The 18,050-nt window shown below is 72.8% G+C and carries 18 protein-coding genes and 1 rRNA gene; 10 read left to right on the plus strand and 9 right to left on the minus strand.

Annotated features, from left to right (window positions below; all coding sequences use genetic code 11):
* The first annotated feature begins 6 nt into the window (after nucleotides 1-6).
* A 5S ribosomal RNA gene (gene rrf / locus ACERZO_RS21030) occupies nucleotides 7-123 on the plus strand.
* A 161-nt stretch (nucleotides 124-284) separates the two neighbouring features.
* Here rrf and cobF read toward each other — a convergent pair.
* Nucleotides 285-1,049: a precorrin-6A synthase (deacetylating) gene (gene cobF, locus ACERZO_RS21035; protein WP_372666432.1), complete on the minus strand. Its 765-nt coding sequence runs from the start codon at nucleotides 1,047-1,049 to the stop codon at nucleotides 285-287.
* Between the two features lie 78 nt (nucleotides 1,050-1,127).
* Here cobF and ACERZO_RS21040 point away from each other — a divergent pair, with 78 nt between their 5' ends.
* From ACERZO_RS21040 to ACERZO_RS21050, 3 genes are read left to right on the plus strand one after another with little or no spacing between them, the layout of a single operon-like run.
* Complete coding sequence (locus ACERZO_RS21040) at nucleotides 1,128-1,334, plus strand: heavy-metal-associated domain-containing protein (protein ID WP_372666433.1); 207 nt, start codon at nucleotides 1,128-1,130, stop codon at nucleotides 1,332-1,334.
* A gap of 3 nt (nucleotides 1,335-1,337) precedes the next feature.
* Nucleotides 1,338-3,380 (plus strand): heavy metal translocating P-type ATPase, encoded by a 2,043-nt coding sequence (locus ACERZO_RS21045; protein ID WP_372666434.1) that lies wholly within the window; start codon nucleotides 1,338-1,340, stop codon nucleotides 3,378-3,380.
* Between the two features lie 57 nt (nucleotides 3,381-3,437).
* A complete protein-coding gene (locus tag ACERZO_RS21050; RefSeq protein ID WP_086678475.1) occupies nucleotides 3,438-3,719 on the plus strand; it encodes a metal-sensitive transcriptional regulator in 282 nt (93 codons plus the stop codon).
* A gap of 102 nt (nucleotides 3,720-3,821) precedes the next feature.
* On the opposite strand, the gene ACERZO_RS21055 is transcribed toward ACERZO_RS21050, so the two are convergent.
* From ACERZO_RS21055 to ACERZO_RS21065, 3 genes are all read right to left on the minus strand, one after another.
* Nucleotides 3,822-4,562, minus strand: a complete 741-nt coding sequence (locus ACERZO_RS21055) for a CPBP family intramembrane glutamic endopeptidase (protein ID WP_372666435.1) — start codon at nucleotides 4,560-4,562, stop codon at nucleotides 3,822-3,824.
* Nucleotides 4,563-4,765: 203 nt separating this feature from the next.
* On the minus strand, nucleotides 4,766-5,830 hold the full coding sequence (locus tag ACERZO_RS21060) for a DivIVA domain-containing protein (protein WP_372666436.1): 1,065 nt from the start codon (nucleotides 5,828-5,830) through the stop codon (nucleotides 4,766-4,768).
* Between the two features lie 120 nt (nucleotides 5,831-5,950).
* Entirely contained in the window at nucleotides 5,951-6,670 is a 720-nt protein-coding gene (locus ACERZO_RS21065; RefSeq protein WP_372666437.1) for an MgtC/SapB family protein, read from the minus strand.
* 110 nt (nucleotides 6,671-6,780) lie between these two features.
* Here ACERZO_RS21065 and ACERZO_RS21070 point away from each other — a divergent pair, with 110 nt between their 5' ends.
* Nucleotides 6,781-7,446: a maleylpyruvate isomerase family mycothiol-dependent enzyme gene (locus tag ACERZO_RS21070; RefSeq protein WP_372666438.1), complete on the plus strand. Its 666-nt coding sequence runs from the start codon at nucleotides 6,781-6,783 to the stop codon at nucleotides 7,444-7,446.
* Between the two features lie 82 nt (nucleotides 7,447-7,528).
* Here the strand turns inward: ACERZO_RS21070 and ACERZO_RS21075 are convergent, their stop codons facing one another.
* Both ACERZO_RS21075 and ACERZO_RS21080 read right to left on the minus strand, forming a co-directional pair.
* A complete protein-coding gene (locus tag ACERZO_RS21075) occupies nucleotides 7,529-8,851 on the minus strand; it encodes a copper resistance CopC/CopD family protein (protein ID WP_372666439.1) in 1,323 nt (440 codons plus the stop codon).
* Nucleotides 8,848-9,327, minus strand: a complete 480-nt coding sequence (locus tag ACERZO_RS21080) for a hypothetical protein (RefSeq protein WP_372666440.1) — start codon at nucleotides 9,325-9,327, stop codon at nucleotides 8,848-8,850. The genes ACERZO_RS21075 and ACERZO_RS21080 overlap by 4 nt, the downstream gene beginning before the upstream one ends.
* Here ACERZO_RS21080 and ACERZO_RS21085 point away from each other — a divergent pair.
* Nucleotides 9,302-9,463 (plus strand): hypothetical protein, encoded by a 162-nt coding sequence (locus ACERZO_RS21085; protein ID WP_372666441.1) that lies wholly within the window; start codon nucleotides 9,302-9,304, stop codon nucleotides 9,461-9,463. The two genes, ACERZO_RS21080 and ACERZO_RS21085, sit on opposite strands and share 26 nt — an antisense overlap.
* A 95-nt stretch (nucleotides 9,464-9,558) precedes the next feature.
* Here ACERZO_RS21085 and ACERZO_RS21090 read toward each other — a convergent pair whose 3' ends face one another.
* The gene (locus ACERZO_RS21090; protein ID WP_372666442.1) at nucleotides 9,559-10,254 is read right to left on the minus strand and encodes a winged helix-turn-helix transcriptional regulator; all 696 of its coding nucleotides are present in this window, start codon (nucleotides 10,252-10,254) and stop codon (nucleotides 9,559-9,561) included.
* Nucleotides 10,255-10,551: 297 nt separating this feature from the next.
* On the opposite strand from ACERZO_RS21090, the gene ACERZO_RS21095 reads away from it, so the two are divergent.
* The 3 genes from ACERZO_RS21095 (at nucleotide 10,552) to ACERZO_RS21105 (ending at nucleotide 15,622) form a co-directional block, all read left to right on the plus strand.
* Nucleotides 10,552-12,861, plus strand: a complete 2,310-nt coding sequence (locus ACERZO_RS21095; protein ID WP_372666443.1) for a TOMM precursor leader peptide-binding protein — start codon at nucleotides 10,552-10,554, stop codon at nucleotides 12,859-12,861.
* Between the two features lie 44 nt (nucleotides 12,862-12,905).
* Complete coding sequence (locus ACERZO_RS21100; protein ID WP_372666444.1) at nucleotides 12,906-14,348, plus strand: SagB/ThcOx family dehydrogenase; 1,443 nt, start codon at nucleotides 12,906-12,908, stop codon at nucleotides 14,346-14,348.
* 113 nt (nucleotides 14,349-14,461) lie between these two features.
* The gene (locus tag ACERZO_RS21105) at nucleotides 14,462-15,622 is read left to right on the plus strand and encodes a sensor histidine kinase (protein WP_372666445.1); all 1,161 of its coding nucleotides are present in this window, start codon (nucleotides 14,462-14,464) and stop codon (nucleotides 15,620-15,622) included.
* Between the two features lie 40 nt (nucleotides 15,623-15,662).
* Here ACERZO_RS21105 and ACERZO_RS21110 read toward each other — a convergent pair whose 3' ends face one another.
* Together ACERZO_RS21110 and ACERZO_RS21115 are read right to left on the minus strand one after the other, a co-directional pair.
* Complete coding sequence (locus tag ACERZO_RS21110) at nucleotides 15,663-16,268, minus strand: response regulator transcription factor (RefSeq protein ID WP_364466069.1); 606 nt, start codon at nucleotides 16,266-16,268, stop codon at nucleotides 15,663-15,665.
* A gap of 215 nt (nucleotides 16,269-16,483) precedes the next feature.
* The gene (locus tag ACERZO_RS21115; protein WP_372666446.1) at nucleotides 16,484-17,233 is read right to left on the minus strand and encodes a helix-turn-helix domain-containing protein; all 750 of its coding nucleotides are present in this window, start codon (nucleotides 17,231-17,233) and stop codon (nucleotides 16,484-16,486) included.
* Between the two features lie 457 nt (nucleotides 17,234-17,690).
* Between ACERZO_RS21115 and ACERZO_RS21120 the strand changes: the two genes are divergently transcribed.
* Complete coding sequence (locus ACERZO_RS21120) at nucleotides 17,691-17,876, plus strand: hypothetical protein (RefSeq protein ID WP_372666447.1); 186 nt, start codon at nucleotides 17,691-17,693, stop codon at nucleotides 17,874-17,876.
* The last annotated feature ends 174 nt before the right edge of the window (nucleotides 17,877-18,050 follow it).

Below are 18,050 nucleotides of genomic sequence, written 5' to 3' on the forward strand. Positions count from 1 at the left end.
GAGTGTTTCGGTGGTTTTAGCGTCAGGGAAACGCCCGGTCCCATTCCGAACCCGGAAGCTAAGCCTGACAGCGCCGATGGTACTGCAACCGAAGGGTTGTGGGAGAGTAGGACACCGCCGAACTTACTTACGGGAAGGCCCCGGTCGAGAATCAGAAATGGTTCTCCCGGGGCCTTTTCGCATGCTCCGAACCGGCCGGCAGTGCGGCGCGAGCACCGCTGCCGACCGGGCAAACGGCTCCGCTGAGCAAGCCGAGTTGGCTCGCCGCCGAGCGGGCGGCGCGGCTACTCGGCCGGGCGGCGCAGCAGGTACGTATCCATGATCCAGCCGTGCCGCTCGCGGGCCTCCGCCCGCGTCACACGGATCCGCTCGGCCAGCTCCGGCGTGAGCGGCCCCGACAGCAACACCTCATCCGGCGTCCCCACGTACGCCCCCCAGAAGATGTGCAACCCCGACTCCGTGAACTGATCGAATGTCGTGTGCGCGTCCAGCAGCACGAACACGTCGTCCACCTCCGGAGGCCAGCCCTCCGCCAGCCGGCGGCCCGTCGTCAGCTGGACCGCCCGCCCGATCTGGTTCATCGTCGTCCGGTGGCGGGCCACCAGCGCCGAAATGCTGCTGATCCCCGGGACCACCTCGTACTCGAACGCCACGTTCCCCCGCGCCAGCACTGCCTCGATCAGCGCGATCGTGCTGTCGTACAGCGACGGGTCGCCCCACACCAGGAACGCCCCCACCGAGTCGGGCCCCAGCTCCGACAACAGCAGCCGCTCGTACACCGAAGCCCGCGCCGAGTGCCAGTCGGCCACTGCCGCTCGGTAGTCAGAAGGCGTGCGGTCGCGCGGTGGGTCCGAGGCCAGCACCACGCGATAGTCCGGCCGCGTCACGAAGCGGTCGAGGATCTCCTGGCGCAGCCGGACCAGGTCCGCCTTCTCCGACCCCTTGTCGAGCACGAAGAACACGTCGACGCGGTTGAGGCGGTCGATCGCCTGGACCGTCAGGTGCTCCGGGTCGCCGGCGCCGATCCCGATCGCGTAGAGCTTGCGCATACCGCGAGTGTGGTGGGGGTCGCGAGTGAACCCCTACCCCCGATGGGTATAAAGGAGGGAGAACGAAAGGAGCCGCCGATGACCGAAGCGAGCTACACCGTCGAGGGCATGACCTGCGGACATTGCGCCACGTCCGTCCGCGAAGAGGTCTCCGAGCTCGAGGGCGTCCAGAGCGTGGACGTCGACGTCGAGAGCGGCCGCGTCACCGTGACCAGTGCCACCCCGCTCTCCGCCGACGCCGTCGCCGCGGCCGTCACCGAGGCCGGATACCGGCTGGTCGCCTGAACCATGACCACCGCGACCCGCGTCGAACTCGCCATCGGCGGGATGACGTGCGCGTCCTGCGCCGCCCGCGTCGAGCGCAAGCTCAACAAGGTCGACGGCGTGACCGCGACGGTCAACTACGCCACCGAGAGAGCCCAGGTCAGCTACCCGAGCGGGCTGTCGGTCGACGACCTCACGGCCGTCGTCGAAGCCGCCGGGTACTCCGCGAGGCTGCCCGAGCCGGAAGCACGCGACGAGACCCCGACGCTGCGCAAGCGTTTGCTCGTTTCGGCGGCCTTGACCGTCCCCCTGGTCGTCCTCGCGATGGTCCCGGCCTGGCAGGTCGACCCGTGGATCATGCTTGCCCTGGCGACCCCGGTCGTGACGTGGGGCGCGTGGCCCTTCCACCGCGCCGCCGCGGTCAACCTGCGGCACGCCACCGCCACGATGGACACGCTGATCTCGCTCGGCGTCGTCGCGTCGGTGCTCTGGTCGCTGTACGCGCTCACCTTCGGGATGGCCGGCGGCCACCTGTACTTCGAGGTCGCCGCCGCGATCACCACGTTCATCCTGGCCGGGCGCTACTTCGAGGCCCGCTCCAAGCGCCGCGCCGGCGCCGCCCTCCGCGCGCTCATGGACCTCGGCGCGAAGGACGTCACCGTCCTGCGCGACGGCGAAGAGCAGCTTATCCCCGTCGAAGAACTGCAGGTGAACGACGTCTTCGTCGCCCGGCCCGGCGAGAAGATCGCCACCGACGGCGTGGTCACCGAAGGCGGCTCCGCGGTCGACACCAGCATGCTCACCGGGGAGCCGGTGCCGGTCGAGGTCGGGCCGGGGGACGCGGTCACCGGCGCCACCGTCAACGTCGGCGGCCGGCTGTTAGTCCGCGCCACCCGCGTCGGCGACGGCACCCGGCTGGCGCAGATGGCCCGGCTCGTCGAAGCCGCGCAGAACGGCAAGGCCGAGGTCCAGCGGCTCGCCGACCGGGTCTCGGCGGTGTTCGTCCCGCTGGTCGTCCTCGCGGCGCTGGCCACGCTGGTCGTCTGGCTCGCGACCGGCGGGCGGCCGGACCAGGCGTTCACCGCCGCCGTCGCCGTGCTGATCATCGCCTGCCCGTGCGCGCTCGGTCTCGCGACGCCGACGGCGCTGCTCGTCGGCACCGGCCGCGGCGCGCAGCTCGGCATCCTCATCAAGGGTCCCGAGGTGCTCGAGAACACGCGCCGCGTCGACACCGTCGTCCTGGACAAGACCGGCACCGTCACCACCGGCCGGATGACGCTGGTCGAGGGCGACGGCGAGCCGCTGCGGCTGGCCGGAGCCGTCGAGGCCGCGTCCGAGCACCCGATCGGCCGCGCCATCGCGGAGGCGGCGAAACAGCGGTTCGGCGCGCTCCCGGCCGTCACGGAGTTCCGCAGCACCCCGGGCGTCGGCGTGACCGGCGTCGTCGAGGGCCGCACGGTCAGCGTCGGGCGAGCCGACGGCGCCACGCTCGGCGTCTCCTGGGACGGTGAGGTCCGCGGGCACCTGGTCGTCGCCGACACGATCAAGCCGACGTCCGCGAAGGCGGTCGCCGAGCTGCGCGAACTCGGCCTGACGCCGATCCTGCTGACCGGCGACCACGCCGGCGCGGCCCGGGCGATCGCGGCCGAAGCGGGGATCGACGAGGTCGTCGCCGAGGTGCTGCCAGAGGGCAAGGTCGACGTCGTCAAGCGGCTGCAGGCCGAGGGCCGCGTGGTCGCGATGGTCGGCGACGGCGTCAACGACGCGGCCGCGCTCGCCCAGGCCGACCTGGGGCTGGCCATGGGCACGGGCACCGACGCGGCCATCGAAGCGAGCGACCTGACGCTGGTGCGCGGCGACCTGCGCGTGGCCGCGGACGCGATCCGCCTGGCCCGCCGGACGCTCGCCACCATCAAGGGCAACCTCTTCTGGGCGTTCGCGTACAACGTCGCGGCGCTGCCGCTGGCCGCGCTCGGCCTGCTCAACCCGATGATCGCGGGCGCGGCGATGGCGTGCTCGTCGGCCTTCGTGGTGAGCAACAGCCTCAGGTTGCGCCGGTTCCACTGAACCCCCGGAGGGTATAGTCGGTGGTCAGGGACGGGCGACGACGGGGACGGGTGGGCGATGACGGGTTACGGCACCGAGCGGGAGGCTTACCTCAAGCGCCTGCGCCGGATCGAGGGGCAGATCCGCGGGTTGCAGCGGATGGTCGAGCAGGACAAGTACTGCATCGACATCCTGACCCAGGTCTCGGCGGCGACGAAGGCACTGCAGTCGTTCTCGCTCGAGCTGCTCGACGAGCACCTGGCGACCTGCGTGGTCCAGGCGGCCGCAGCCGGCGGTGAAGAGGCGGACCTGAAGGTGCGCGAAGCGTCGGACGCGATCGCGCGGCTGGTGCGGTCCTAGCGTCGTGCCGGGAGAGCCCGGCCCGGGCCGCGACGCAGTGAGTGACCCATTCACCTCGTCTGACGACATGAATGACTCATTCATGTCGTTTGGCGGGCCGCGCTAGCGCACCAGCACCGCCAATGTGAGGCCGCCGGCGTTGGTCGTGAAGTGCACGATCACCGACGCCAGCACGCCGCGGCCCGCGTGCCGCCACCAGTGCAGGAAGATGCCGGCGACCCCCGCGGCGGCCATCGCCAGCACCTGGAGCACCACCACCGGCGTCGCGCCGAACACCGCGTGGACCGCCGCGTTGCGGCCGATCGCGAGCGCCGGGAGCGCGTGCCACAGGCCGAACAGCGCCGCCGCCCCGAGGATCGGCGGCCAGCGCCAGCGGTCGTCCGTCGCGCCCAGCAGGCCCGGCAGCACGCCGCGGAACGCCACCTCTTCGATCAGCACCGTCCCGAACAGGATGCGGCCGCAGGTCAGCCAGAGCAGTTGGCCGAAGTCGGGGTCGCCGACGCGGCCGTCCTGGTACACCGTGCGCAGCGCCGGCACCGCCAGCGCGATCCCGAACACCACGGCGACCAGCCCGGCCCCGGCCAGGCCGACCAGCGCGGGACGGCGGAGCGTGCCCAGCCCGAGGTCGGTCCACGTGCACCCGGCGGCCCGGCCCAGCGCGACCAGGATCGCCGCGGCGACGAGCCCGCACACGGGGTATGCCCAGCCCGGCAGCACGCGGTTGGCCAGCGTCGTCGACGTGGCCAGCACGACGACCGCGGTGACCAGGGCGGCCACCCGCTTCGACGAACGGTGCCCCGGGACTTCGGCAGCCGTGACCGGCGCGGTTCGCGGGGACCTCACCCGACGATCATGCGGGCTGCCCGGCCGGCGGGCAACCGTCAGCCGACGGCGTCGGCGGGTGGGCGCCGTTGGACGGGCGCTCTCGTCGGCTGGGGGTTGCCTGCGGGTGGCTGTCGGCCGACGGCGTCGGTGCGGTTGGCGGGTGAGTGCTGCTGGACGGGCGCTCTCGTCGGCAGGGGTTGCCCGCGGGTGGCGGGCAACCGTCAGCCGACGGCGTCGGTGAGGTCGGCAGGTGAGCGCCGCTGGACCGGCACTCTCTTCGACATCGGCAGGGTGGCCTCCGGATCGAAGGGTGCGGGCCGGTCGTCGAGGGCGACGGCCGCGTCGGCGAGCAGGGACCGGCAGCCGGTGAGGCTTGCCTGGAGCTTGTCGCGGACCTCCGTGAGGGCCGTGACCTGGCGCTGGGCCGCTTCCACCAGCCGTTCGGCTTCGGCTTCCGCGGTGGCGACCTGCTTCTTCGCTTTGGCTTCGGCCGTCGTGACCAGGCGGTCGGCCTTGCTCTCGGCGGTCGTGACCAGGCGCTCGGACTTGGTCTTGGCCGCCTTGACCAGCTTCGCCGCCTTCGCCTCCGCGGTCTCGACCTGCGTCTTCGCCTCGGCTTGCGCCGTGCTGACCAGGCGTTCGGCCGTGGCTTCGGCGGCCGCGAGCTTGCGTTCGCCCGTCTTGACCAGCTGATCCGCCTTCGCCCTCGCCGCCGCTTCCTCCCCGGCCAGCGTGCGCATCGCGTCGGCGCGGCGGACCGTCATCGCGCGCGTGTGATCCTCTTCCTGCTGGGCACGGCGGTGTGCCGCGGCTTCGTCGAGCTCGCGGCGGCGCTGCTCGGCCGCCCGGAGGAACTCCTCGTGCTCGACGCGCCGGCGTTCCGCCGCGGCCTCGGCTTCGGCGACCAGGCGGCGTTCCTTCTCGGTGAGCCGGACCGCCTCCCGCTCGGCCTCGCGAACCAGGCGCTCGGCCGTTTCCGTTGCCCGCGCGGTGATTTCGCCCGCTTCCTCGCGGGTCAGCTCGATCATCCGGCGGGACCGCTCCTGCAGCGCGTCCGGCTCGATCGGGGTGCGGCTGATCCGGTCGATCTTCACCCGGAGCTCACGGTTGTCCTCGGCGAGCGCGGCCACGCGCTGCCGCGCGGAGTCGCGTTCGGCGGCGAGTCTGCCCAGCTCGGCTTCGGCCCACGCGACGTACTCCGCGACCTGTGCGCGGTGAAAACCGCGCCACGCCAGGTCGAATCCGGGCTGCGTGCGCTCCACGTCCTCGCCACCGCCGGGGGCCATGCCTCACCTCCGAATTGGATGGTTTCTCCTCGGCCGCACGTTTTCCTTGCGGTACCGGGGAATTCCGCGTCCACCCCAGTGTGCCGCAAACCCGCCCCCGCGCGCTGCCCGGGCGGGTGATCATTCGTCGAGCGGTTCTCCCGGGCCGGTGGACGTGCTCCGGACGCCGGGCAGCTCGGCGAGCTCGGCGGCCAGGTCGTAGAGATCACCGCGGCCGTCGAGGCGCAGCGTCACGACCGCGATCCGTTGCCCCTCTTCGGAAATCGGCTCGTGGTCGACGTCGACGTGGTGCACGCTCCAGCCGCGTCCGGTGCACGCGGCCAGTGCCGCGCGCAGCACGCCGTGGCCGTCGAGGTAGCTCAGCCGCACGACCGGCGGTTCGCGCCGGTGCCGCGCGACGAACCGCTGCAGCGGCGGGAAGCCGCGAGTCACCACGAAGTGCCCGATCGTCGTGCCGACGGCGAGCACCGGCAGCCCGGCACCGCAGGCCGTGCCGACCGCGGCGGTGAGCCAGATCGTCGCCGCCGTCGTCAGGCCGCGCACGGCGTCGCGGCGGACGAAGATCAGGCCGCCGCCGATGAAGCCGATGCCGGAGACGATCTGCGCGGCGATCCGCGACGGGTCCAGTGAGACGTGGTCGATGCCCAGCAGGTCCGCGAAGCCGTACTTCGACACGAGCATGAACACGGCCGAGCCGACGCCGACCAGGCTGTGCGTCCGCAGGCCCGCGGCCTTCATGCCGGCTTCGCGCTCGAGCCCGATCGCGACGCTGAGCAGCAGCGCGAGCAGGACCGGCGGCAGCAGCTCCCACTGCGCCGGCGTGGACCACAGAGTGGGCAAGGTCACTACCTCCCGGGGTTGTCGGTGTCGGCAAGCGAGGAGACTCGCCGGAGCCGTCACCTGGGGATACTGGGCCGGAAGCCCCGATCGTGCCAGGTGAGGTGGAACGCGTGACAGCGAGTCGGCCGGCCCCGGACTTCGTGGGCTACCCGGAGGTGCGGCGCGGCGTCCGCGCCCTGCTCGGCACGCGCGCCGACGTCCACCGGCGGCGGGTGCCGGCGTGTCCGGAGTGGACCGTCGCCGACCTGCTGGGCCACCTCACCGGGATCGCCGAGCGGGTGCTCGAGCGCCACGGCGGCGTGGTGCCGGCTTCGGCGGCGTCGACGGTGCCGGAGCTGCTCAACCACTGGGACGACGTCGGCGAGGACCTCGACCGCCGGCTCGCCGAGGCGGGCGGCCGCAGCGGCGAGGTCATGGTGATGGACGCCTACACCCACGAGCTGGACCTGCGCGCGGCGCTCGGCGTGCCGCCGCCGGTCGAGCACGCGGCCTGGGCGCCGAGCTTCGAGGTGCTGGTCCGCGGGTTTTCCGGGTCGGTCGCGGGCCGCGGCCTGCCGGCGTTGCGCCTGCGCACCACGGGCGGCTCGCAGTGGACGGCGGGCGCGGGCCGTCCGGCGGCGACGCTGACGGCTCCGGCGCACGAGCTGTACCGGGCGCTGGCCGGACGCCGGTCGCTCGCCCAGCTGTCGGCGCTGGAGTGGGACGCGGCGCCGGCGACGTGGCTGCCCGCGTTCAGCTGGGGCCCGTTCAGCCCGCCGCGCGCACCCGGGGTCTGAAGCTCGCCCACCGTCTTGAATGAGTCATTCAGGTCTTCGGACGTCCTGAATGACTCATTCAAGACACCGGCGGAAGCGTTGGTCAGCCGCCGGGTGGGGTGGCCGACAGCACCGCCGCCAGGGCCAGGACCACCGAGGCCAGCGCGACCTCCGTCGTCACCGCCAGGCGCAGGCGGCGCAGTTCCGTCGTCAAGACCGCCGTGCCGCCCTCTCCGGTGGACGCCACTCCCCGCAGCACCGCGCGGCGAGCCACGTTCGCCACCAGGAGCAGCACCGCGAAGCCCGCGATCTTGCCCAGCAGCAGGAGCCCGTACGCCGTCGTCCACAGCGCCGGCACCGAGGGCACGATGCGCAACGCCAGTACGCCGCCGCTGATCGCGATCAGCGCCACGCAGTTCATCGCGAGCCGGGAGAACCTCGTCACCACCGGTCCGAGGTCCGGTGTCCGGCGGAACAGGCACAGCGCCAGCTGGACCAGCCCGCCCGCCCACACCGCGATCGCGCCCCAGTGGACCAGGTCGGCCGCCACCGAGAAGTACATCACCCGGTCGGTCACCGGGTGGCCGCTCGCCGAGAAGCTCAGCAGCGCCGCGAACCCGGTGATCATCGCCAGGTTCTCCAGCCGGCCGCGCCGCGCCGACGCGGGTGAAGCCGCCAGCACGCGCGGCAGCACCACCGCCAGCACTCCGGCCGCGGCGAGCCGGACCAGCAGCAGCTTGCCGTAGGACAGCCGGAGCGTGTCGGCCAGCAGGCCGGTGTCGAGCAGCGCGCCCAGGCCGCGGCCGGCCGCGTACGGACCCTGCAGCAGGAACGTCGCGACCGCCGTGCCCGCGGTCAGCCAGACGCCCGTCTTCAGCAGCCGCCGGGCCCGCGGGTCCGCGCGCCCGGCCGGGTGGCACGTCAGCAGGAACACCAGGCCGCCGAGCAGGACGATGCCGGCGAAGGACAGCCAGCGCACGACTGTGGACACCACGTCGACCACCGGGTCCGTGCCGGTCGCCGCCGCGACCGCGCCCGCCGAGGTGATCAGCGGGCCGGCGCCGACGACGAAGGCGAACGTGCCGCGCACCGGGTGGGAGTCGGTCGAGACGAACGCGTATTCGACGAGGTAGCTGCCGGCGGGCAGGTCCGGCTTCAGCCGGACGGCCACCTGCTCCGCGACGTCGCCGGGCTGGAACACCGGGCCGGTGTCGACGGCCGTGCCCTGCGTGTCGACGACCTTCAGCGAGCCCGGCTGGATGCCGACGTTCTCCGACAGCGTCACCGACACCTGCGCGGGCGCCGCGGTCAGCCGTGAGCCGTCGCCGGGGGTGGTGGAGACGATCTCGACGTGCGCCGACGCCGGAGCGGCGGTGAGCACCAGCCAGCCGGCCAGGAAGGCCAGCAGGACCAGCGCGCGCTTCACGACGCGGCGAGGGCGGGCGGGCGCAGCCCGCAGGTGCAGCCGGTCAGCTCGTGCTCGGCCGCCGACGCGCGCCGGTGCAGCACGACCGCCACGATCATCGGGATGGTGACGATCGTGTTGTAGAACAGGTGCAGCTCGACCCGCGGCACGAGCAGCTGGATGATGCTGGTCGGCACCTTCTGCCCGGCCAGCCGCCAGCCGCTCTGGGCCTGGATGAACAGCAGCAGGTGCTCGATGTGGTGCCAGAACTGGATGGCCAGCGCGAGGTTCCACCACTGCCGCGACCGGCCGGCGAACCCGTGCCGCAGGACCCAGAGGAACACCAGCATGACGAGCGCGTAGCCGTAGTGCAGCCACTCCTGCGAAATCAACCAGGGGAACGGCATCCCGAGCACGCCGCGGGCGCGTGAGGTGGGCCAGCCGAACCCGTAGATCTGGACGGCCTGCACGATGTGCTCGGCCCAGTGCCCGATCACGATCACCATGAACACCGCGAGCGCGCGGTGGTGCCAGCGGCTGTTGAGCGGGCCGAGGAACCCGGACGGACGGGCGAGTTCGGACGTCGACATGCAGACCCCAGTTCACCGAGACGACGATGTTCGTCGACGATAGCCGTTCCCGGAGCGGCTTCCGTTACTCCGGATTGCTGACCCTGCAAGGGAAGTTGCGACGCCCGGCGGATTGCGTACCGCCGGGCGGCCCCGGGCTCAGTGCACGGAGAGCCCGGTCGGGCGCTCGGGTGCCGGCGGGATGTGGAACAGGCGCGTGAACAGCTCGAGGTGCGCCGGGTCGCCCTCGACGCGGACCTTGCCGCTGGAAATGGCGTCCTGGGCGGACAGGCTGCCGTTGAGCAGGTCGAGGATCGCCGGGCCCTGCGGCTCGATCACCAGGTCGGCGGCGGGCAGCGAGCCCGCCGAGGCCTTGAGCGAGCCGTCGTCGACCATGGCGTGCACGATCATCTCGCCGCCGAGGTGGTGCAGCTCGTAGTTGACGTGCACGCCCGCGGCCTCTTCCTCCTGGAAGGTCGTGTAGAGCGAGATGATCGCGGTGTCGAGGGTGTAGACCTCGTCGGCGCGCGGGTAGGTCAGCGAGCGGGCGCCCCAGAGACCGAGGTCCAGCACGATGTGGTCGAGTTCGCAGCCGTACTCGGTGAGTTCGTAGACGACGCCCGCGTCCAGCTGCGACAGGACGCGGCGGCGGATCACGCCCGACTCCTCGAGCTCGTTGAGGCGCGAGGTCAGAATGCTCACGGGGATCCGCGGCAGGGTGCGCTGCAGGTCGTTGAACCGCTTCGGGCCGAGCATGAGGTCACGGATCACCAGCAGCGACCAGCGCTCGCCGACGATCTCGAGCGCCCGGGCCAGGCCGCAGAACTGTCCGTACGTGCGAGCAGAGGTAGGCATACTCGGGTCCTCACTTGTCTCGGGTGGCAGACCGGGCGCCGCCGGGTTCGCGCGCGAGGCGCAAGTTCGGTTAGGGTGCCCCCGACGCACCGTGCCGCCACGGGCGTCGCTGTCTACGGTGACGGTTCCCCGTGGGGCGCGGCCAGTGAGCTACGCACCGGTGCCCCATGCGTTTTCCACGTCAAACCATGCGTTTCGCATGACCTGCCCGTGCTTTGAGCACTGGCTGAGTAGACCGCTCGTGGAGCAGGATTTCCTTCTCTCGTCCCGCCCAGCCCGAGACCGGCAGGAGGGCCCATGCGCACGACAGCGGTGGACGCGCACGGCGGTGGCGCCACGGACGCCCCGGTGCCCGCGCGCGCCCCGGCGTTCCGGCGGCACCTGCGCGCGGAGGTCCGGGAGGGCAAGGGCGCGTACCTGTTCTCCGAACAGGGCGTGATCGCGATGCGCGGGGCGAAGATCGAGTCGCTCGCGGCGTTGCTCGACGGTACCCACGACCTCGACCGGCTGCTGCGCGGCCGGCCCGGCGGGATGGCGCCGGAGGAGGTCGCCGCGCTCCTGGCCCAGCTCGTCGACGCCGGGCTCGTGACGTTGCGCAGCCCGGGAACCGACGAGGTGCCGGGCGACGAACGCGCGCTGGCCTACTGGGACGCCTGCGGAGTGGACGCCGACGTCGTCGCCGCGCGGCGGGGCACCGTGCGGCTGACCGCGGTCGGCGACAGCGCCGACGGCGTCGACCCCGGCGCCGTCGAACGGGCGCTGGCCGGCGCCGGGCTCGAGGTCGTCGACGCGGTCACCGGCGCCGCCGACCTGTCGGTCGTGCTGTGCGCCGACTACCTCGACCCGCGGCTGGCCGTGATCGACGCCGAGCACCGGCGCGCCGGGCGGCCGTGGCTGCTGGCCCGCCCGTCCGGGGCCCAGGTGTGGATCGGCCCGGTGCTGCAGCCGGACGGCGCCTGCTGGCACTGCCTGACCCACCGGCTGTGGGGCCACCGGCACGCCGAAGCCTGCGTGCAGGAGGAGCTGGGTCACGCCGGCCCGGCGCGCCGCCCGGTGCCCGCGCTGCCGCCGCTCACCTCGGCCGCGGCGCACCTCGTCGCGCTGGAGGCGGCCAAGTGGGTGGCCGGGTACCGCCACCACGGCCAGCAGTGCGTCTGGACGCTCGACACGCTCGACCTGCAGGGCCGGCTGCACGAGCTGCACCGCCGCCCGCAGTGCCCCCGCTGCGGCGACCGGTGGCTGGTGACGTGGCGCTCGGTGCGCCCGGTCGAGCTCCGGCCGGCCAAGAAGGCGACCACCGGGGGCGGCGGGCACCGCACCGCGACGCCGGCGCAGATGCTCGAGCGGCACCGCCACCTGGTCAGCCCGGTCACCGGGATCATCAAGGAGATCCGGCGGGACCCGGACGCGCCCTGGTTCGCCAACGCCTACCGCTCCGGGCCCAACGTCGCCCGCGGCGTCACCGCGATGGCGGCGTTGCGGGCCAGCCTGCGCTGCGAGAACGGCGGCAAGGGCGTCAGCCCGCTCGACGCCGAGGTCAGCGCGCTCTGCGAGGCGGCGGAACGGTTCTCGGGCAACTTCCAGGGCGACGAGCTGCGCATCCGCGCGTCCTTCGCCGAGCTGGGCGAGGAAGCCGTCCACCCCAACGCCTGCATGCTCTTCGCCGACCGCCAGTACGCCGGCCGCGCGGAGTGGAACGCCGAGCACGCGGCGTTCCAGCACGTCCCGGAGCCGTTCGACCCGGCCGCCGTCGTCGACTGGACGCCGGTGTGGACGCCGGCCGGGCGCCGCCGCCTGCTGCCGACTTCCTACCTGTACTACGGGATCCCGCGCGAGAGCGCGGCCCGCGGGGTGCGCGCGGACTCGAACGGCACCGCGGCGGGCAGCAGCCTGGAGGACGCGATCCTGCAGGGCGCGCTGGAGCTCGTCGAGCGCGACGCCGTGGCGCTGTGGTGGTACAACCGCACGCCGGTGCCGGGCGTCGACCTCGCGTCCTTCGCCGACCCGTGGCTGGACGAGATGGCCGCCGGGTACGCGGGCATCGGCCGCGAGATGTGGGTGCTCGACGTGACGTCGGACCTCGGGATCCCGGTGACCGTCGCGGTTTCGCGGCGGACCGACGGCCCGTCCGAGGACATCATGATGGGCTTCGGCGCGCACCTCGACCCGCGGATCGCGGTGCGCCGCGCGGTGACCGAGCTCAACCAGATGCTGCCCGCCGTGCAGGCCGCGGGCCACGACGTCGACGACCCGGACGCCCGGCGCTGGCTCGCCTGCGCCACCGTCGCCAACCAGCCGTACCTGCGGCCGGTGGCGGGCGAGCGGATGCGCGCGGCCGGGGACTTCCGGTTCGTCAACCGCGCCGACGTCCGGGACGACGTCGACGCGCTGACCCGGGTGTTCGACCGCGCCGGCGTGGAGCTGCTGGTGCTCGACCAGACCCGGCCGGACGTCGGGATCCCGGTGGCCAAGGTGCTCGCGCCGGGGTTGCGGCCGTTCTGGGCCCGGTTCGCGCCCGGCCGGCTCTTCGACGTCCCGGTCCGGCTGGGCCGGCTCGACGCGCCGACCCCGTACGAACGGCTCAACCCGTTCCCGATGTTCCTCTGAGCGCCACCACGGGCTCGGTTTCGCTGTTGCTTGAGGAGTTGGCCGTGCCTGCTTACCCCCCGGAGACCGTCCGGCTCTGGTCCCTCACCGAAGACACCCTGCTGGAGGCGGGGGACGACGACACGCTCGTCGCGATCACCTGGTGGGGTGAGTACGAGCTGGCGGACGTCCCCCGGCCGGTCCGCGAGTCGCTGGGCCGGATGGCGCTCGGCCCGATCTCGATGGGGAACCTCGCGACGTCGGCGGGCAACGGCGCCGAGGCGTGGGCGGGAACCCTGCGCAAGGTCCTCAACCAGCTGTCCGGCTCGGTCGTGCACTCGCTCGCGCTCAACGACGGCCGCGGGCCGCTGCTTTCGGCCATCCCGGTGACCCAGGCGCCGGTCTTCCCGGCCGACGCGGTGCCGCCCGGCCGGCTGATCAAGCTGTCGCGGTACTCGGCGATGCGCCCGGACGACGGCGGGCTGCTGCTGGAGTCGCCACGCGCCCGCTACCGCGTCGCGCTGCTGCGGCCGGCGGCGGTGGCCGTGGCGTCGTCGCTGGCCGGGCCGGTGACCGTCGCGCAGGTCGCCGTCACCTGCGGGCTGACCGAAGCGGTCGTGGCCGACGTCGTCGCGTTCCTGGTGGCCGCGGGCGTCGTGCTGGTGGCCGACGACTGGGCCGGGTTCGCCGAGGACACCGACACCGACCTCGCCGTCTGGTCCCCGGACGACCTGATGTTCCACGCCCGCAGCCGGACGTGGCTCAAAGGCGGCCCGCCGGACCCGGAGGCGCACCGGGCGGGTGCCGAGCCGCCGGTCGTCAAGCAGATCACCGCCGGCCCGACCTTCCCGCTGCACCGCCCCGACCCGGCGGTGCTCAAGGCGACCGACCCGACGCTCGCGACGCTGCTCGAACACGACCACACGTGCCCCGAGGTCACCGAGCGCGCGCTGTCGGCCGAACAGGTCGGGGAGTTCCTCTTCCGCGCCGCGCGGGTGCGCTCGATCGGGCCGGCGTACCTGCCCGGCGGGCCGGGCCACGAGGCGTCGCAGCGGCCGTACTTCAGCGTCGCCTGCCTGTACGAGCTGGAGATCTACGTCGGGATCAACCGGTGCGTGGACCTCGCGCGGGGGATCTACCACTACGACCCGCTGTGGCACACGCTGACGCTGATCAACGACGACCCCGGCGTCCTGGACGGCATGCTGGACCTGGCGATGGTCGGGGCGGGCAGCCACCGCCGGCCCTCGGTGCTGCTGACGATGACCGCGCGGATGTCGCGGATCGCGTGGGTGCTCGGCAGCGCCGCGTACGCGACGACGCTGGTGCACGTCGGCGCGCTGCAGCAGGTGCTCTACCTGGCGGCCAAGGCGATGGGGCTCGCCGCGCACGCCGTGCCGGTCGACGCGGGCGACCGGGTGGACCGGTCGCTGAAGCTGGAGTGGCCCGCCGAGGTCAGCGTCGGCGAGTGCGTGCTCGACTTCCCCCTCGGCAACGGCGTCGGCTGACCGGGCGAAGGCCCCCGTCGTGACCGTTCACCCTGTTACCGTTGGGGATCTGGGGTGCGGTTGAGGTGGGAGGCGCCGTGGCTTATCCGGTTCGGCTGCGGGGAAAGTTCCGAATGCGGGCAGAGATGCCGGTGAAGGAGCGGCCGGACTTCCACGCGCTCGTCGCCGCCGGGCCGGCGGCGGCCGCCGCCGCGGTCGCGCTGACGGCGTTGCTCCCCGTGCTGGCCGAGCGGGAGTCCTGGGTTCCGCGGCTGCTCGCGCTGGCCTGCGCGGCGGCGCTGGCGGGGGTGCACCTGACCGCGTTCGCGCACGGTGGCGTCCGCCGTCCCGGCCTGGCGCTGGCCGCGCAGGCCCTGCTGGGGTACGGGCCGATGGTGCAGCTGGGAGCCCTCTGGAGCGCCGCGGGCGGGTTCCTCGCCGGCGGGCTGCTGCTGGCCGTCCGGCCGGCCAGGGCGGTGCCGGCGGCGGGGCTCGTGTGCGTCGGTGCGGGGCTGCTGGCCGCGTGGGCGGCGGGTTCGGTGGACGCCGGTCTCGCGGGCGCGGTGTCCGCCGGGATCGCCGCGCTGGCGCTCTCCGGGGTGGGCGCGGCGGTGCGGCTGACCGCCGAGCGCGAAGAGGAACGCCGAGAGTTGAAACGGGACGCGATCGCCGAGGAGCGCAAGCGGTTCTCCCGCGACGTCCACGACCTGCTCGGCCTGAGCCTTTCGGCGATCACCCTCAAGGGTGAACTCGTGGACCGGTTGGTGATCGGCCAGCCGGGCCGCGCGAAGGAAGAACTCGCCGAGCTGCTGATCATGTCGCGGCGCGCGCTGGCCGACGTCCGCACGGTCGCGGCCGGCTACCGCGAGCTGTCGCTGGACGACGAGTGCCGGGCCGCGGCGGCGGTGCTGAGCGCGGCCGGGACCCGGGTGACCGTCGCCCGGTCGGGGATCGCGGACCTGCCCCCGGAGGTGGCGACCGCGCTGGCGGCGGTGCTGCGCGAAGGGGTGACGAACGTGGTGCGGCACAGCACCGCGAGCTGGTGCGCGTTCTCCGTGAGCAAGGAGGACGGCACCGCCTGGCTGGAGATCGTCAACGACGGCGCCGGCGGGCCCGCGGACGGCGGCGCGGGTTCGGGATCGGGCCTGCGCAACCTGGTCGACCGCGTGGAGTCCCTGGGCGGGACGCTGGCGGTGGAGTCCGGTGCGGACGGTACCCACCGGCTGCTGGCGGCGGTTCCGGTGGCGTGCGGTGGGGTGCGCCGGCCCCGGGCGGCGGACGAGCTGACGGCGTAAGCGCTTTCCGGTGGGCGCTACCGGGGGTCACCCGTTGGGGCTAAAGCCATTCCGCTTCGGTCGCGATGCGGATCGCGTGGACCCGGTTGCGCGCGTTGAGCTTCGTGACCACGGCGGCCAGGTAGTTGCGGACCGTACCGGCCGAGAGGAACAGCTCCGCCGCGATGTCGGCGACGTTGCGCCCGCGCGCCGCCAGCGACAGGATCTCGATTTCGCGCGGCGTGAGCGGGCAGTCGTCGGTTTCCCAGGCGGCCAGCGCCAGCTCGCTGTCGATGACGCGGCGGCCGATCGCGACCGAGCGCACGGCGTTCGCCAGCTTGTCCGACGGCGAATCCTTGAGCAGGAAGCCGTTCACCTTCGCGTCCAGCGCGCGCCGGACCGTGCCCGGGCGGCCGAGGCTGGTCAGGATCAGCGTGTGGACGTCCGGGAGGCTCTCGTGGATCTCGACCGCCGCCGACAGCCCGTCCTTGCCCGGCAGGTCGATGTCGATGACCGCGACGTCCGGCTGGGCCGCCTTGGCGGCGGGGAGGATCTGGTCGCCGCTGGACACCTCGGCGACCACTTCGATGTCGGACTCCAGGTTGAGGAGGGCGACCAGGGCGCCGCGGACCATGTGCATGTCCTCGGCCAGCAACACCTTGATCACGACGGTACCTCGCACCCCAGTCCGTTGACTCCGAACGGCAATTGTACGCCATTGCCCGGCCGCGCCGGTGTTTCGCGACTGCGCACCCGAGGTGAATGGCCGGGAAATCACCGCCGTGCCCGCTGGTCCGAATGGCTGCCGGGAACGCGGACGTGGTGCGCCCGCCACCCGCCGATTAACGGGCGGCGGATTCGGCCGGCGGGAATTGCACGCTGTCAGACCGCCATCGGGCGGGCCACCGCGGGCTGGCGCAGGTCGGGCAGCGCGAGCAGGACCGGCGGGTCGAAGCCGTGCCGCGGCCGCAGCCGGACGTCGGCCAGGCTCGCCGTGACGCCGCGGTGGACGGTCACCGGCCCGGCCAGGCCGGTGTAGGGCCGCAGGGTGTGGTTGTCGACCTCGCCGCAGCCGTAGGCGTGGGTGAGCACGTACCACGAGCCCAGCGGGACGTCTGCCAGTGCATACGGCCCCGGGCCGGGCAGGACGGCGAACCGGGCCGGCGCGCCCTCGGCGATCCGGGCCGCGAACAGCCCGACGAACACCGGCCCGACCTCGGCCGACGGCGCGACGCGCAGCTGGCCGCGCACGGTCGTCCCGGAGCCCGGCTGGGCCTGCCGGTCGGCCAGCCGCGGCGCCATGCCGCGCAGCTGCCGGTAACCCGACGGCGAAACGCCGACGCTGCCGCTGAACCGGGCGCTGAACGTGCCGACGCTGTTGTAGCCGACCTGGTGGCTGATGTCGGCCACCGAGATGACCGTGGTCGCGAGCAGGCGCTTGGCCTCCGCGAGCCGCAGGGCCGACAGGAAGCGGCCCGGCGACAGCCCGGTGACCCGCAGGAACACCCGGGTGAAGTGGAACTTGCTGAACATGGCCGCGCGGGCGAGGTCGTCGATCGTGAGCCGCTCACCCAGGTTGTCTCGCATGGTCACGATCGCGCGTGCCACGGCTTGCCGGACGATCTCATCCATGGTGGCCGTCCCTCCCGGTCGACAATGCCGCCTTTGCGCCTTCGGAGGTGAAGGCGTCCGGTGCGGAAGATGTGATTTCGACCAAAACTGTAGGTCGGCGGGCGTCTACTTCTTAAGTGCTCTGTGCACTGGTCCGCGTGGATTTCACCGGTCCCGGACATGCGTTTTGCACATCGGGTGTGAAGCGGGTCCGGAACGGGAACTCCGGCGGCGGGCGCACATGCGTTTCTCACACCCGCGGTAGCGCGGTGGATGCGGGTGAGCGCGCAAAGTGACGAAAACCGGGGTGTTCGACGAGGTTCGACCCCCTTGCTAGCCCGTTCGGAGTCTTCCCCGAAACCGCACGGACCATGTGTAAGCCACATCACGGCGATGATGCGGGCACTGGTTGAAGTTGCGTCCGTTGGCGACGATTTATGGCACGTGAAGCATTCATCTTCGCCACTGGGAGCAGAACATGTCCGCACAGGTTTCCGCTAACGTCCGCGCGCTTTTCGCCGATTCCGAGATCGAGTTCGAGAACGCGGGAACGGACCTCGTGATCGACCGTTTCGAGCACTGGAGCATCGAGGCCGCCGCGGGCGCCGAGCAGACCCGCCGCGGCACCTGCTTCTGCCGGGCCGAGGTCCTCGAAGCGGCTTGATGCGCGTTTGCGCAGTTCTCGCCGTCGCGAGCCGGCCACAGCGGGCGCCCAGCGCGCCCGCCGCGGCCGGCTCGTCGCGCGTGGACCGGCCGGGGAGTCCACAAGCGACCTGGCCGGAAAATTTCCGACACGGGTGACGGGAACTCGTCACGCGCTCGTGACGGCTGGTAGCCG

The organism is Amycolatopsis kentuckyensis (genome assembly GCF_041679295.1).
GTDB lineage: Bacteria > Actinomycetota > Actinomycetes > Mycobacteriales > Pseudonocardiaceae > Amycolatopsis > Amycolatopsis kentuckyensis_A.

Bases quoted from the DNA above. Each gene is read 5' to 3' on its own strand.
- cobF (WP_372666432.1), bottom strand. From the start codon at position 1,049: ATGCGCAAGCTCTACGCGATCGGGATCGGCGCCGGCGACCCGGAGCAC.
- ACERZO_RS21040 (WP_372666433.1), top strand. From the start codon at position 1,128: ATGACCGAAGCGAGCTACACCGTCGAGGGCATGACCTGCGGACATTGC.
- ACERZO_RS21045 (WP_372666434.1), top strand. From the start codon at position 1,338: ATGACCACCGCGACCCGCGTCGAACTCGCCATCGGCGGGATGACGTGC.
- ACERZO_RS21050 (WP_086678475.1), top strand. From the start codon at position 3,438: ATGACGGGTTACGGCACCGAGCGGGAGGCTTACCTCAAGCGCCTGCGC.
- ACERZO_RS21060 (WP_372666436.1), bottom strand. From the start codon at position 5,830: ATGGCCCCCGGCGGTGGCGAGGACGTGGAGCGCACGCAGCCCGGATTC.
- ACERZO_RS21085 (WP_372666441.1), top strand. From the start codon at position 9,302: ATGTGCTCGGCCCAGTGCCCGATCACGATCACCATGAACACCGCGAGC.
- ACERZO_RS21090 (WP_372666442.1), bottom strand. From the start codon at position 10,254: ATGCCTACCTCTGCTCGCACGTACGGACAGTTCTGCGGCCTGGCCCGG.
- ACERZO_RS21095 (WP_372666443.1), top strand. From the start codon at position 10,552: ATGCGCACGACAGCGGTGGACGCGCACGGCGGTGGCGCCACGGACGCC.
- ACERZO_RS21105 (WP_372666445.1), top strand. From the start codon at position 14,462: ATGCGGGCAGAGATGCCGGTGAAGGAGCGGCCGGACTTCCACGCGCTC.
- ACERZO_RS21115 (WP_372666446.1), bottom strand. From the start codon at position 17,233: ATGGATGAGATCGTCCGGCAAGCCGTGGCACGCGCGATCGTGACCATG.
- ACERZO_RS21120 (WP_372666447.1), top strand. From the start codon at position 17,691: ATGTCCGCACAGGTTTCCGCTAACGTCCGCGCGCTTTTCGCCGATTCC.